General features: G+C 59.7%; 8 protein-coding genes. 7 read left to right on the top strand and 1 reads right to left on the bottom strand.

Annotated elements, in window-relative coordinates:
• The first annotated feature begins 45 nt into the window (after positions 1–45).
• Positions 46–4011 carry a dermonecrotic toxin domain-containing protein gene (locus WBB95_RS00295; RefSeq protein WP_424485774.1) on the top strand — a complete coding sequence of 1322 codons (3966 nt, stop codon included), beginning with the start codon at positions 46–48 and terminating at the stop codon, positions 4009–4011.
• A gap of 116 nt (positions 4012–4127) precedes the next feature.
• Here the strand turns inward: WBB95_RS00295 and WBB95_RS00290 are convergent, their stop codons facing one another.
• Positions 4128–4436, bottom strand: a complete 309-nt coding sequence (locus WBB95_RS00290) for an RcnB family protein (RefSeq protein WP_424485773.1) — start codon at positions 4434–4436, stop codon at positions 4128–4130.
• A gap of 103 nt (positions 4437–4539) precedes the next feature.
• On the opposite strand from WBB95_RS00290, the gene WBB95_RS00285 reads away from it, so the two are divergent.
• The 6 genes from WBB95_RS00285 (at position 4540) to ilvD (ending at position 13532) form a co-directional block, all read left to right on the top strand.
• Positions 4540–6696 (top strand): WG repeat-containing protein, encoded by a 2157-nt coding sequence (locus WBB95_RS00285; protein ID WP_424485772.1) that lies wholly within the window; start codon positions 4540–4542, stop codon positions 6694–6696.
• Positions 6697–6760: 64 nt separating this feature from the next.
• Positions 6761–7318: a helix-turn-helix domain-containing protein gene (locus WBB95_RS00280; protein WP_424485771.1), complete on the top strand. Its 558-nt coding sequence runs from the start codon at positions 6761–6763 to the stop codon at positions 7316–7318.
• Between the two features lie 11 nt (positions 7319–7329).
• Positions 7330–8676, top strand: coding sequence for a glutamine synthetase family protein (locus WBB95_RS00275; protein ID WP_424485770.1), 1347 nt, complete (start codon positions 7330–7332; stop codon positions 8674–8676).
• Positions 8677–8696: 20 nt separating this feature from the next.
• A complete protein-coding gene (locus tag WBB95_RS00270; protein ID WP_424485769.1) occupies positions 8697–9797 on the top strand; it encodes a DNA alkylation repair protein in 1101 nt (366 codons plus the stop codon).
• 460 nt (positions 9798–10257) lie between these two features.
• Positions 10258–11448: an MFS transporter gene (locus WBB95_RS00265; RefSeq protein WP_424485768.1), complete on the top strand. Its 1191-nt coding sequence runs from the start codon at positions 10258–10260 to the stop codon at positions 11446–11448.
• Positions 11449–11690: 242 nt separating this feature from the next.
• The gene (gene ilvD / locus WBB95_RS00260; protein ID WP_424485767.1) at positions 11691–13532 is read left to right on the top strand and encodes a dihydroxy-acid dehydratase; all 1842 of its coding nucleotides are present in this window, start codon (positions 11691–11693) and stop codon (positions 13530–13532) included.
• Positions 13533–13696: the final 164 nt, after the last annotated feature.

Genomic DNA, 13696 nt, shown 5'->3' with positions numbered 1-13696 from the left:
CCCCAGGCCACAACAGACCCGCTGCTGTCCAGCGCGGGCGAGCTTATGCCGCTGCTGCCAACCCTGATGGATGCCGTGGCTGCCAGGATCGTCAATAACAAAGCCGTTACCTACGCCAATCGCACGGTCAGCTTTCATCGCTCCCTCCATGTCACCCCCGAAGCCGAGCCCATTGCTGGCCTCACCGCAGACGCCTTTGAACGCTTTCTCAATGACTTGGCGAGCAACCTGCCCACACGCTTCAAAGACTGCCTGGACCGCTATTGGAACGGGCCGATCAACGCGACCGACAGCCGCACGTGCAAGGAATGGGTGGCGCAAAAACGCCTCGAAATAATCAAAGCGGAAGTCTCGTTGCTCAAGGCTGACGGGGTACTCGAGGCTTCAAGCGAAGTGTTGCTCACGCAGTTCACGCGTTTTCCGGATGCACACTCGCGGGTGGCGTTACCGGGCAATCGACCCTGCGCCTATGGGCTGGCCATCAAAGACAGATTGTCCACGGACATTCCCTTGTACGGTGCCTTTGTGCTCACCTCGCGCGACCCGGATGCCGCACAGGTGCACGCGGAAGGCGACAGGCCGCCGCCTCAAGTACGCGCCGTTACCTCAGGGACCAACGTAGGCCACGTGCTGTTGTTTCGCCCAGGTACTGGTTTTGAAGCATTTGATTCGCTGGCAAGTCTTGACCGCGAACTGCACAGGCAGCTGAACAGCCCGCTTGAGTTCCCCGCCCTACTGGACTTGATGGAGGAGAAGGACCGCGCGACGGGCCTGGCGTTTCATCAACAGCAGGTCGACAGTGACCGGTTTCGGTATGTCGAAAAGCTCGAATCGATCTTCAGCTACGGCATCGATTCGCTCTACGAGCAGGTGCAGACGCAATTCACCTGGATGCTCGCGCATTACCAAAGGCAGGGAGATGGCATAGACAGCACTCAACTCCCGGCGAGCCTCGACCGTGTTACCGACCTGCCACGGGTGTTCGACACCAATGGCCTCCTCACCGCCAGGGTCCAGAAGCAGGCTCGGCATCAACTCAAACAGTTTCTCAACGCTGCCAATCCCCAGGACAAACAGGCCTGGGAGACTGCCGTACGCGACTACAGCGATCACCTGCTTGAACTGCACTCACCGGACGGGCTGCCCTCACTGTCGCAATACAGCGACCCTGCGGTAATACGGGCCTACAGCAATGAACAATTGACCAGGGTGCTTGAGGCTGAACACGGCCTGAGCGTCAACCCGGACGACATCATCGTCCACACCAAAAGCTACGTAGTGCCGCAGCAAGGTGCCTATGTGCCAGGCGGCAAACCTCACCCTTCAGACCCTGGCGCGAGGCTCTTCAGCAGCCGCGAACGCACGTTGACCGACCTGGCTCTGGAGAACGTTGAGTGGCTGGATCTGAACTTCGTCAATTTCTCCCGGTTGACCGATGCCCAGCAGGCGCCCTATTCCGCATTGTCTGTCGCACAGGTCAAAGACCTCGTTCGCAGCGTCAACATTGGAGACAGCTACGAGCAATTCTTGAAGACGCGCCTGGTGACGTCGGATGAGGCAAAAATTGAGCAGCAACGCTATGCACAAGTGATGGCCCTGCAACTGCGCGTTGATGTGCTTGAGGCAAAAATCGCGCGTGACTTCCTTCCAGACCGATTGGACCGCGGCTACAACTGGGTGATGAGTGTGCTCGCAGGGCCCACCGATGACGACAAACGGCCGGCGGTCGAGGGACATCGCATCATTGTCAGCAGCCTCAAGCTACGCGGCGTGACGGTGCGTGGCGTGCTGGTATTTTCAGCCGGTGCAAGCGTTGCCTCGTACGTGGTGTACACCCCGCAAGCACCCAGTGGTCGGGTGTTTCATGAATACACCGACGCGTCGTCCCTGCACCGTGATTTCATTAATCACAGCGCCTGGCGCGAGTACCTGATCGAACGAACGGAACTGAGCGCCCGACCGCGAACCCGCAGTGTCCTTAACAACGGTGCAGGAGCCGCCGTCATTGCGCTGACCCGCATCGCCGATAACTTTCTTGAAGAGGCCTACAAGGTAGAGGCTTCGAGCGTCATCAATGATGCAAGCGCACACTCCACCAGCACCCAGGAAGCCAATTTCGAATCGGGTATCACGATCACCACGGCGGCATTGGATATTGCAACGATGTTCCTGCCGGTCAAGGTCATGCTGCCGATAGGGCTGGCCCGAAGCTTCCTGTCAGTGATGGACGCCGTAGAAGCGGCGCAACTCGGTGACCGAGCGACCGCTGCGCACTCTGTCGTTCGAGCATTCGGCGAGCTGTTGGGCGCGGTGATTGATGGCGCAGTGGGTACAGGCAGTGCGCGGCTGAAGTCCTCGACCCGCGCGGCAAGCCATCGGCTTGACCCGAAACTATCGCTTTCGAAAAAGCCCAAAGGTGTGACGCCCCTTGGGGGTTGGGAGACCCATCACATCTACGTGCGCGAGGTCGCAGAGCCAGGCACTTTTCAAGCCCCTCAACATTTTCTGCTGGAACAAAACCGCTGGTATTCGATACGCCGGGACAATGATGCCCACGTGTGGCGAGTCCGGGATCCGCGGCGTGCGTCCAGCACCTACAAAGGGGATCCTCTCTACCGCAACAGCCAGGGTGTATGGGAAATTCGATCGCCCGGGTACGGCGCAGAGGGCCTGGCTTTACGCGGCGGAGCGCCAACATTGGTCACGGCCGAGCGGGCCTTGATGGACTTGTTTCCGTACCTGGATCAACAACAGGCCCAGCGGGTGTTTTCATCATTCGTATTCCCGCGAGGACGTGAACGTGAGCTCCAGATGTCCCTGGTCCACCAGTTAATAACCTCTATTGAATTGCCGCCGGAATTCAGCCAGTACCTTCTCGTCAACCCTCGCCAGTTCGGCTTGCTCATCAGGGGTCGACAGCTTCCGCCCACATTGGTCGTCAGCCCCGTGGAGCCAACCGCCGGAACTAGCCGTGCAACTTCCGCAGTGACCCCTGCCGCCCCTAGAGGCATTTCACCGCCTGACGAACAACGCTTCCTGAATTGGGGGCAACCGCTGGATCTAACCACGCACGCTCCAATACCAGAGCGCCCGATGTTCTGGCGCAATTCCACCGCCCACTCTGCTACGGACGCGCCGGAATACATTCAAATGGGTACACATCATTACGCGACGCTGCCAGGCGGCAGCGCGGAAGGCGGTGCTGTGATCGTGCCGAATAACCGTCGATATTCGACCTTTTCGGAGTTCGAGGACATGCTTCACTACCAACGTTACGATCAACCTCGACGGGTGCAATACAACACCTCGCTGTCCCGATGGTTAATCTCGCTGATACCGTTTGAATGCCCTATCGTCCGATACATAGAAAGGTCGTTCCCCGATTTTACCCACCGAAGCGCACGGCAGATCGCGCAAGCATTGTTCACCCACACCAATCCCACAGGGCTGAATACCCAGGGCTATGCACGCCTGTTGAACACCCTACGCGACTGGAGGCACTGGCCAGGAACAACCTCAATGACTTCGAGCGATCCGCTTCTGTTGCTGTCCAGACACCCCGTAACGCCCAATCAGCACTTCTGGTCGCTGAACCCGAGCAGCCATCCGTCCACCCTTCTGGAGTTGAACGCGTATCGAGTGCCAGCCTATATGTCCATCGAAGCGTTCCAACAGCAGAACGATGTCACCACGCGCACGCTTATGACGACGTTGCTCAGGAGCATTGGCTACGAAGTGTTTGAGGTCGCCGCCAGAGATCATTTTCTATTCAGGCGCAGAGGCATACCGACCGTTTACTGGATGTCATTGCGACGCACACCGTCTTCTACCCTTGCGTCCCGGCCCTATCGCGAACCTGGCCCGCTGCGCAGCAGCTTTCAAGACCTTCCCGCACCCCTGCGAGCAATGGCGTTGGAGGCACACAGCAACGGTAGGTTCGTGTCGACAATCGGTGTATTGCAGATAAGCCGAAGTACGGGCGTTGTCACGCCCTTTATCTTTGTGCCGTGAGGTCAGGCGCAGAGTGTCTGTAAGTGCCCAATAGGGTTTAGGCACTCACGCTGCGCCGGCAACCAGGCGCCACGTCACTGAAGTGACGCCCGTGCCGACGCTATGCCGTCAGCGGCTTATTTCTTGACCGGGGTAATCTCAAGAATCGTGCCGTTGGTGGTTTTCAGCAGCACGAACTTGTCGCCAACCCGCGCCCACTGGCTGTCTTCTTCAGGCTGCTTCAAGCCACGTTTTTTCCAGTCGCTGACGGCCGATTCCTTGCGCATCAGCATATCCGGGGCGCGATCACCTTCTTTCAAATCACGCGTGTTGATGTTTGAAGGTGGCACGGTTTCTTGTGGGGTATCACCGGCCTGGGCAACAAAGCTGGCGGTGGACAGGCTGGCGGCAACCAGCAGGCATGCAGCGAGGGTTCTGGATTTCATGGGTGCTCCTTCAATTAATGGCGCGTACCCAGGTTCCGACCGCAGGCGCGCGGAATCATTCAGCCTGCTAACCTTGCGCCAGCCTATTGCGAGTCTGATAACAATGAAAACAACCCTGACCCGAACCAAGCTCCTCGCCAGCGCCCTTGTGGTGGTCGCCGTCATCGGTGGCGCGGCGTATTACCTGATCGACCGGCAAGTGGTCATCGGCCTGGTAGACGGCACCGAATACAGCGAAGACCAATTGAATGAGGGCGATGTTGCCGACCTCCACAGCCTGCCCCTGCCGGAAGCGAAAAAGCGCCTGAACTACCTGGTGCTCGATGCGCGCGACAGCATCAACCAGGTCGCCATGATGGAAAGCCTGCGACTGGAAGTGTCCCCGGCCTCGAAAACCGACAAGGCGCCTGCGCAGGTAAAAGAGCTGCGCTATGACGAACCTTTCGTGCCCGTCCCGGCTGCTGAACTGAACACCGCACTGGAAGCGCTCAAGCCGCAAACACCGGCGTTTGAGCAAGTGTTCTTCGACAACCAGTCGGGGCTCAAACTCGACGTGGAGCCGATTCGCGACGTGCTCAAGCGTGGCGCCCTGCCTGACCAGCGCCACGAAGAGCGCTACGCCGTGCAGACCGTGTATTGGCGCGATGGCACACAACAGCCGTTCGCCGCGGCCGGGATCGAAGACGCCGAGGCACAGGACACCACCAAGGCCGAGCTCAAGACCAATAAACCGGTAGAGCGCATCAACGTTGCCCTGACGTACCAAACCTACCCGGCCTTCAAGAAAATCGTGCTGGACCCCGCCCACCCGAAAGCCTCCGGTGAAGACGGCGACACCTACCGACTCACCGCCCTGGCCGACGACCGCGCCTCCCTGCTGCTGGCCACGCCCAAGGACAAGACCTATGTAATCCAGGGCCTGAGCGCCGACGGCAAGACCCTCTACAGCGGCGGCAGCAGCTCCAATTCGTCCCCCACCGCCGAGCAAAAAGCCAACCTGCGCAGCTACTACGACGAACTGCTGCGTATGCAGGCCAGTTTCTCCAGCTACACCAGCAGTGCCGCCCTGCAGGAACACCTGGAACACTTCGCAAAAGGCCTGCCGGACACCGCCAGTGCGCTGACCAATGTGCACGCCACCTACCACTTCGAAGACACCCCGGCGAGCGTGGTCATCTACCTGCTTGACCCAGCACAAACGCAAACCCTGACGCTTGAGATGCACAACCGTGTGCCGGCTCAGCCGCGCTATATCGCCTACGACAACGCCACGCAAACAAACGGCTTTATCGACAACAAGGGCCGGTGGGTGGTCAAGCCACGCTTTGAACGCATCGAGTACGCCGAGATGCCCGGCGTGTACCACATGCAGGTCGCCAGCACGCCGGAGAAAGATGGCTGGAGCGAACTGCATTTCAAATACTTCACCTTCGCGCCCGGCACAGACGTGCTCAAGGAACTGCCGTTCGACGTCATCGAAAAGCCGATCAATGCCGACCTGATGATCGTCGAGCGCGAATCCAACGGGCCCTACGGCGTGTACGACGTGAAGAAACAGCAGGTCGTGGTGCCGATGAAGTACATCAACGTGGAGGTGGTGGGCGACCTGTTTATTGGCCGGCCAGGGCTTAAAACCTACGGGGTTGAATCGGACTACGGGGTCTGGAACCTGGCCGGCAAGGAACTGTTGGCGCCGCGTTTTTCCAGCATCGAGGTGATCGGCGACTACCTCTACACCACCTCGGGGGACGGAAAGCAAAAAGACGTCTACACCCTGAAATTGCAAAAACTCAACCCGCCCGGCACGACCACCGTCGGCGCGTTTATCCAGGGCCAGCCGCAGTTGGTGCAAGACCGCAAAAGCCAGGCCTTCAGCTTCACCAACCCCCAGGGTAAAACCCTGCCCATCAACCTGCCCTACGACAATGTCGAGCCCTTCTCCAATGGCATGGCCGTGGTAAAAAGGGGCAACCGCTATGGCGCCGTCGACACCGAAGGCAAGCTGCGTGTGTCGCTCAAATACACCACCCTCAACGCCTTCCAGAAGAACCTTGCCTCAGCGGAGATGGAAGGCTTCAAGGGCTTGGTGCTGATCGACAGGAACAACGCCGTGGTGAAAAAGCTCGGTTCGTACACCACCTACAACATCCCCACCAACAGCAATGACGCCAAATACAGCATCTGGGATGCGACACAGGAAAACCGCGTCAATGTGTTCGATGCGGACGGAAACCAGGTGGACACCTATGAGCGCGAGTGAATGCGCCATTGCCGACATGAAATAAATCCTGTAATTTTTCATGAAATTTCACGACACAAATTTCATGAATCGACAAGAAGAACTCGATGCACTGGCTGTGCTGATCCACGACCTGCGCAAACACAAGAAGCTCACCCTCGCCCAGCTCGCGCAGAAAATCGAGCGCTCGGTGGGCTTCCTGTCGCAGGTCGAGCGCGGCCTGTCGCGCCCTACCGTGGCAGACCTCACCGCCATCAGCCATGCCCTCGACGTGCCCACCACCTACTTCTACAGCCTGCCCAAACCCAAGGCAGTGGACTGGGTCACCCGCCCCAACGAACGGCGCACGGTGTATTACGCCAACGGCATTACCGACATTCTCGTCTCGCCGAGCATGAGCGGCGCCTTCTCGATGCTCGACAGCCTGTTGGCCCCAGGCGCCAACAGCGGTGAACAGAGCATGAGCGACCGCGCCGAGCAGGCCGGGTTTGTGCTGGAGGGTGAATTGACGCTGTGGGTTGAGGGCGAGGCCGAGGCGGTCACCCTCGGCCCGGGCGACAGCTTCCATTTGGCCAGCTTCGCCCATTGCCGCTACGCCAACCGGACCGACCTGCCCGCCCGCGTGCTGTGGGTTTACAACTAGGAGCAACACCCGTGAAAAGCCATTCCTCGACGTTGCTGGCCGAAGTACGGACCTTTCGCCAGAACCACCCCGACGTGCGTTATGTCGACCTGATCGCCCTGGACATTCCCGGGCATTTCTACGGCAAGCGCTACCCGGTCGAGATGCTCGAAAAAGTCGCCGCCGGCAGCCCCTTGAAGCTGCCGCAAAACGCCGTGCTGCTGGGGGCTCAAGGCGGGCTGTTCAAGATTGGCGACTATTGCTTCAACGACGGCGACCCGGATGCCAACCGTCGCCTGGTGCCGGGCACGCTCAAGCCGGTGAGCTGGGAATCACAGCCACTGGGGCAGATGCTGATCACCTCGGACGGCACCGAGGCGCCGATCGAATTCGAACCCCGGGAAGTGCTGGCGAACGTGCTGGAACGCCTGCACCAAAAGGGTATTCACCCGGTGGTTGCATTCGAGCTGGAGTTCTACCTGTTCGATAAAAAGCTTGAAAACGGCCTACCGCAATTCGCCCGCGACCCGCTGAGCGACGACGCCGACGACCAGCCCAACCTGCACATCGAACGCCTGTCGCGCTTTTCAGAGGTGCTTGACGACATGGCGCAAACCGCCAAGGACCAGGGCATCGACATCACGGTGATCACTGCCGAACTCGGCCCTGGCCAGTTTGAAATCAACTTCGGTCACTTGGAAGACGGCTTGCGCGCAGCCGACTGGGCCGCCCTGTTCTGCCGCAGCACCCGTGGCGTGGCACTCAAGCACGGTTATCGCGCCAGCTTCATGGCCAAGCCCTACCTGCAACACCCCGGCAGCGGCATGCACGTGCATGTCAGCCTGTATGACGGCGCGGGAAATAACCTGCTCGCAGCGCATCAACAGCAACCGCTTCGCCACGCCGTGGCCGGTTGCCTGGAATTGCTGCCGCACTGCATGCCGATCTTCTCGCCGAACCACAACGCCTTCCGCCGCCTCGGCGGCACGGTCAACGCCGCCACCCGCGCCAGCTGGGGCTTTGAGGACCGCGACGCGTGCGTGCGCATTCCCGAGTCCGACCCGCGCAACCTGCGTATTGAACACCGCCTGGCGAGTGCCGATGCCAACCCGTACCTGGTGCTGGCGGCGATCCTGGTGGGGCTGGAGCACGGGCTTGAGGCCCAGCGTGAACCTATCGCGCCCCTTAACGAGGACCGCACCAGCGGCACCGATTTCCCCGTGGAAATGCTCGACGCCGTGCGCGCAATGCAGCATCAACCGGTAGTGCGCGATAAGCTGGGCGGCGAATTTGTCGACGTGTACTGCGAGAACAAACGCCAGGACCACTTGGCCTTCCAGCAAGAGATCCATGCACGGGAATACCGCTGGTTTCTTTAACTCACCCCATGGACTCACCGATGACCGACCAAAGCGCCCCGGCCCTCAAGGAAATCTTCAACCTCGAACGCCTGCAGCACATCGCCACCGAAATGACGGCGGTGTACCCGGCGTTCGACGCCAAGGGTTTCCTCAAGCATGCCGGGGCCGGGCTGGCCGAGTTGTCGGTGATGCAGCGCATGGCACGGGTCAGCGAGAGCCTGCACGCGGTGATCCCGCTGGATTACCCGCACACCCTCAAACTGCTTTACGCCTTGGCGCCGCGACTGAACAGCGCGTTTGTCAGCCTGTTCCTGCCGCACTATGTGGCGAGTTATGGCCAAGATGATTTCAAGCGCTCGATGGCTGCGCTCAAGTACTTCACTGCGTTTGGCTCGGCCGAGTTCGCCATCCGCCACTTCCTGCTGCACGACTTCGAACGCACCCTGGCGGTGATGCAGGCATGGTCGCTGGATGCCAACGAACACGTGCGCCGCCTCGCCAGTGAAGGCTCGCGTCCGCGCCTGCCGTGGTCGTTTCGCCTCGCCGAGGTGCAGGCCAACCCGCAGCTGTGCGCGTCGATCCTGGACAACCTCAAGGCCGACAGCAGCCTGTACGTGCGCAAGTCAGTGGCCAACCACCTCAACGACATCACCAAGGATGACCCGGACTGGGTGCTGGGCCTGATTGAAGGCTGGTCCCTGGCTAACCCGCACACCGCCTGGATCGCCCGCCACGCACTGCGCAGCCTGATCAAGCAAGGCAACACCCGCGCGTTGACGATCATGGGCGCCGGGGCCAGGGCCGAGGTGAAGATTCACAACCTGCAGGTCACACCGGCAGTGATCACGCTGGGCGAACGGATCAGCCTGTCCTTCACCCTTGAGTCCACCGCCGCCACTGCACAAAAGCTGGTGGTGGACTACGCCATCGACTATGTGAAAAGCGCCGGCCACAGCGCCGCCAAAGTGTTCAAGCTCAAGGCATTCACCCTCGACGCGGGCGCGCATCAGAGCATTCGCCGCGAGCAACACATCCGCGAATTGACCACGCGCAAGCACTACCCCGGCCTACATTCGGTGCATGTTTTTATCAATGGCGAAAAGCTCGCCAGTGCCGGGTTTGAACTGCTAAACCCCTGACTCTGATCAGGCCAAAGGCTCTGGAACAGGCCTTTCAACTGACAAACATGTGCGGAGCAGATGCATCAGGTGGTGAAGTTCTGAGGCAAGCGCGCACAACGTTAGCCTTGTGAACACAGCTCCCAAATTTTTTAATTCGGTTTCGTCAGGTGGGCTCGCCGAGCAGCAAGATGATTGACGGTGTCCACGCGCGTGCAGAGCAGGTGCATCAGGTGGCAAAGTTCTGAGGCAAGCGCGCACAACGTTAGCTTTGTGAACGCCGCACCAATGTGGGAGCTGGCTTGCCTGCGATGGCGGTGGGTCAGCTTGCATATTAGCTGCTGATACACCGCTATCGCAGGCAAGCCAGCTCCCACATTTTTTTTGCGCTATACCAGACAGATTTGCCATCCCCTGACATTGACTTTCGCGCTCATCAAATCAATCCTCCGTCCTCGCTCAAGGACCGAGTTTTTACTTGATGACCACTTTGACTTCCCCTGCTCGCAAGACCGCTGCGGTCTTTTTGCTGATGACCATGACGCTGTTGGGCGTTTTCCCGCTTGATGTCGTACTGCCTTCCTTTCCCGCCCTGGCCGACCATTTTCAGACCTCGACAACCGATATCGCTCGCTCCGTCAGCCTGTTCGCCATTGGTTTTTCCTGCTCTCTGCTACTGATCGGCCCCCTGTCCGACAAAGTCGGACGCAAGAACCTGCTACTGGCGAGCATGACCGTGGCAATTGCCGGAGCCATTGGCTGCATAAATGCCAGTGACTACCCACAGTTCCTGTTCTTTCGTATTGTCCAGGCCATTGGCTGTGGCGGTTTCGTGTTGTCTCAGGCGCTGGTCCAGGACCTGTTCGTCGGAAAAGAACAAGAGCGGCTGCGAATCGCGATCGTCACCGCTGGTGGCATCTTCATTTCCATTTCCCCGCTGGCAGGGGCCTGGCTGCAAATGGAGTGGGGATGGCAAGCCAGCTTTTATGTCTTTATAGCCCTCGCCTTACTGCTCGTGATAATGACCCAACAACTGCTCAACGCAGGCGCGCCGGCGGCTCAGTCGAATCATCGCACTATTTTCCAGGCTTACGTCCACGTCCTCTCTGATGGCCATTTCATCAGATACGCCATCATTTCCGGGATCACCTTCGCCTGCCACTTTTCGTTCATCGTTATTTCACCCATCATTTTCATGGATCAGTTGAAGCTGTCGCCTTACCAGTTTTCCCTCACCTTATTGCTCTACGGCGCCGCCTATGTGCTCGGCGGCGTATGTGCGGGGCTGCTGCACAAACGGATGCAGGCCGGGCGCCAAATCGCCATGGGGCTGGGACTGATCGCCTGCTCTGGCATCGCCCTGTTGTTACTGGCCTATCAGGTTGGGCTGTCGACCTTCACCGTGCTGATTCCCATGCTGATCTGCACCGCCGGCACCACCATTACCCGACCCATTTCCAACTCCAAGGCCATGAGCCTGTTCCCCCGAAGTGCTGGCACGGCAGCATCGGCGCTCTCCGTAGTGCTTTTCATCGCTGGCGGCCTTATCAGCGCGCTGATCAGCACTTTGACCCACGAACTGACCACGGCACTTGCCCTGTGCTTTTTAATCCTGAGCACGGTTGGCTTGGTGTTGAATATGCAGACCCAGCGCAGTCCATACGTCCCGTAAGCGCTGTCTCCACACTGACGGCCATTCCCTCCAGCCGCCAGCGGTGTAGAATCGGGCCTATTCATCGCCAGTCATCCCCCGGCGGGTTTATGAGCTCAAGGCCCAAGCACGCGGCGATCCCGCGACGCGAGTGGCAACTTTTGGACACGCGATCATTTTCTGAGTGCTCCAGACGTCAATAGAAGCTCACTCCCCAGTAGTACCTGATTAGTAGTTACCTGATTAGCCGCCCGGAGTGCTCCATGCCAGATTACCGCTCGAAAACATCCACCCACGGCCGCAACATGGCCGGCGCGCGCGCACTGTGGCGTGCCACGGGGATGAAAGATGACGACTTCAAAAAGCCGATCATCGCGATTGCCAACTCGTTCACCCAATTCGTACCAGGCCACGTGCACCTCAAGGACCTGGGCCAGCTGGTCGCCCGCGAGATCGAACGCGTCGGCGGTGTAGCCAAAGAATTCAACACCATTGCCGTGGACGACGGCATCGCCATGGGCCATGACGGCATGCTGTATTCCCTGCCGAGCCGCGAGATCATCGCCGACTCCGTGGAATATATGGTCAACGCCCACTGCGCCGACGCCATCGTGTGCATCTCCAACTGCGACAAGATCACCCCTGGCATGCTGATGGCCGCCCTGCGCCTGAACATTCCGGTGATCTTCGTCTCCGGCGGCCCGATGGAAGCCGGCAAGACCAAACTCGCCTCCCACGGCCTCGACCTGGTTGACGCCATGGTCATCGCTGCCGATTCCAGCGCTTCTGACGAGAAGGTCGCGGAATACGAGCGCAGCGCTTGCCCGACATGCGGTTCGTGCTCTGGCATGTTCACCGCCAACTCGATGAACTGCCTGGTCGAAGCCCTGGGCCTGGCCTTGCCGGGCAACGGCTCGACACTGGCCACCCACAGCGACCGCGAGCAGCTGTTCCTGCAGGCCGGCCGCACCATCGTCGAGCTGTGCAAGCGCTACTACACCGAGAACGATGACTCGGTGTTGCCGCGCAACATTGCCAACTTCAAGGCGTTCGAAAACGCCATGACCCTGGACATCGCCATGGGCGGTTCCACCAACACCATCCTGCACTTGCTGGCCGCCGCCCAGGAAGCCGAGATCGACTTCGACCTGAAGGACATCGACCGCCTGTCCCGTCACGTGCCGCAACTGTGCAAAGTCGCGCCGAACATCCAGAAGTACCACATGGAAGACGTGCACCGTGCCGGCGGGATCTTCTCGATCCTCGGTTCGCTGGCCCGTGGCGGCTTGTTGCACACCGACCTGCCGACCGTGCACAGCAAGACCCTCGCCGAAGGCATCGCCAAGTGGGACATCACCCAGACTGACGACGAAGCCGTGCACACCTTCTTCAAGGCCGGCCCGGCGGGCATTCCGACGCAAACCGCGTTCAGCCAGTCGACCCGCTATGAAACCCTGGATGACGACCGTGAAAACGGCTGCATCCGCAGTGTCGAGCACGCCTACTCGCAAGAAGGCGGCCTGGCTGTGCTGTACGGCAACATCGCGCTGGATGGCTGCGTGGTGAAAACCGCCGGTGTGGATGAATCCATCCACGTCTTCGAAGGCCGCGCCAAGATCTACGAAAGCCAGGACAGCTCGGTTCGCGGCATCCTCGCTGACGAAGTGAAGGAAGGTGACATCGTCATCATCCGTTACGAAGGCCCGAAAGGCGGCCCGGGCATGCAAGAGATGCTCTACCCGACGTCGTACCTGAAATCCAAAGGCTTGGGCAAAGCGTGCGCCCTGCTGACCGACGGCCGTTTCTCCGGCGGCACCTCGGGCCTGTCCATCGGCCACGCTTCGCCGGAAGCAGCCGCCGGCGGCGCGATTGGCCTGGTGCAGGATGGCGACAAGGTACTGATCGACATTCCGAACCGTTCGATCAACCTGTTGATCAGCGACGAAGAGCTGGCGGCACGCCGGGTCGAGCAGGACAAGAAAGGCTGGAAGCCGGTCGAGAAGCGCCCGCGCAAAGTGACGACCGCGCTGAAGGCTTACGCGCTGTTGGCCACCAGTGCCGACAAAGGCGCCGTGCGTAACAAGGCGATGCTCGACGGCCTGTAAGCCTCGCCCATAAAAATGCCCCGCCAAGTGCGGGGCATTTTTTTGCCTGGAGAAGCTCCCCAAAACAAACGAAATCAAAAGGTGGGAGCTGACTTGCCTGCGATGGCAGTGTGTCAGCTTGCCTCTCTGAAACTGACCGACCGCCATCGCAGGCAAGCCAGCTC

Source organism: Pseudomonas sp., from assembly GCF_049645325.1.
GTDB lineage: Bacteria > Pseudomonadota > Gammaproteobacteria > Pseudomonadales > Pseudomonadaceae > Aquipseudomonas.
Note: the sequence above shows the minus strand (reverse complement) of the source record. Positions and strands in the feature narration are given on the sequence as shown.

What these genes read in the sequence shown, in the direction of transcription:
- WBB95_RS00270 (WP_424485769.1), top strand. Translation starts at nt 8,697, where the DNA reads ATGACCGACCAAAGCGCCCCGGCCCTCAAGGAAATCTTCAACCTCGAA.
- WBB95_RS00265 (WP_424485768.1), top strand. Translation starts at nt 10,258, where the DNA reads ATGACCACTTTGACTTCCCCTGCTCGCAAGACCGCTGCGGTCTTTTTG.
- WBB95_RS00280 (WP_424485771.1), top strand. Translation starts at nt 6,761, where the DNA reads ATGAATCGACAAGAAGAACTCGATGCACTGGCTGTGCTGATCCACGAC.
- WBB95_RS00285 (WP_424485772.1), top strand. Translation starts at nt 4,540, where the DNA reads ATGAAAACAACCCTGACCCGAACCAAGCTCCTCGCCAGCGCCCTTGTG.
- WBB95_RS00295 (WP_424485774.1), top strand. Translation starts at nt 46, where the DNA reads ATGCCGCTGCTGCCAACCCTGATGGATGCCGTGGCTGCCAGGATCGTC.
- ilvD (WP_424485767.1), top strand. Translation starts at nt 11,691, where the DNA reads ATGCCAGATTACCGCTCGAAAACATCCACCCACGGCCGCAACATGGCC.
- WBB95_RS00290 (WP_424485773.1), bottom strand. Translation starts at nt 4,436, where the DNA reads ATGAAATCCAGAACCCTCGCTGCATGCCTGCTGGTTGCCGCCAGCCTG.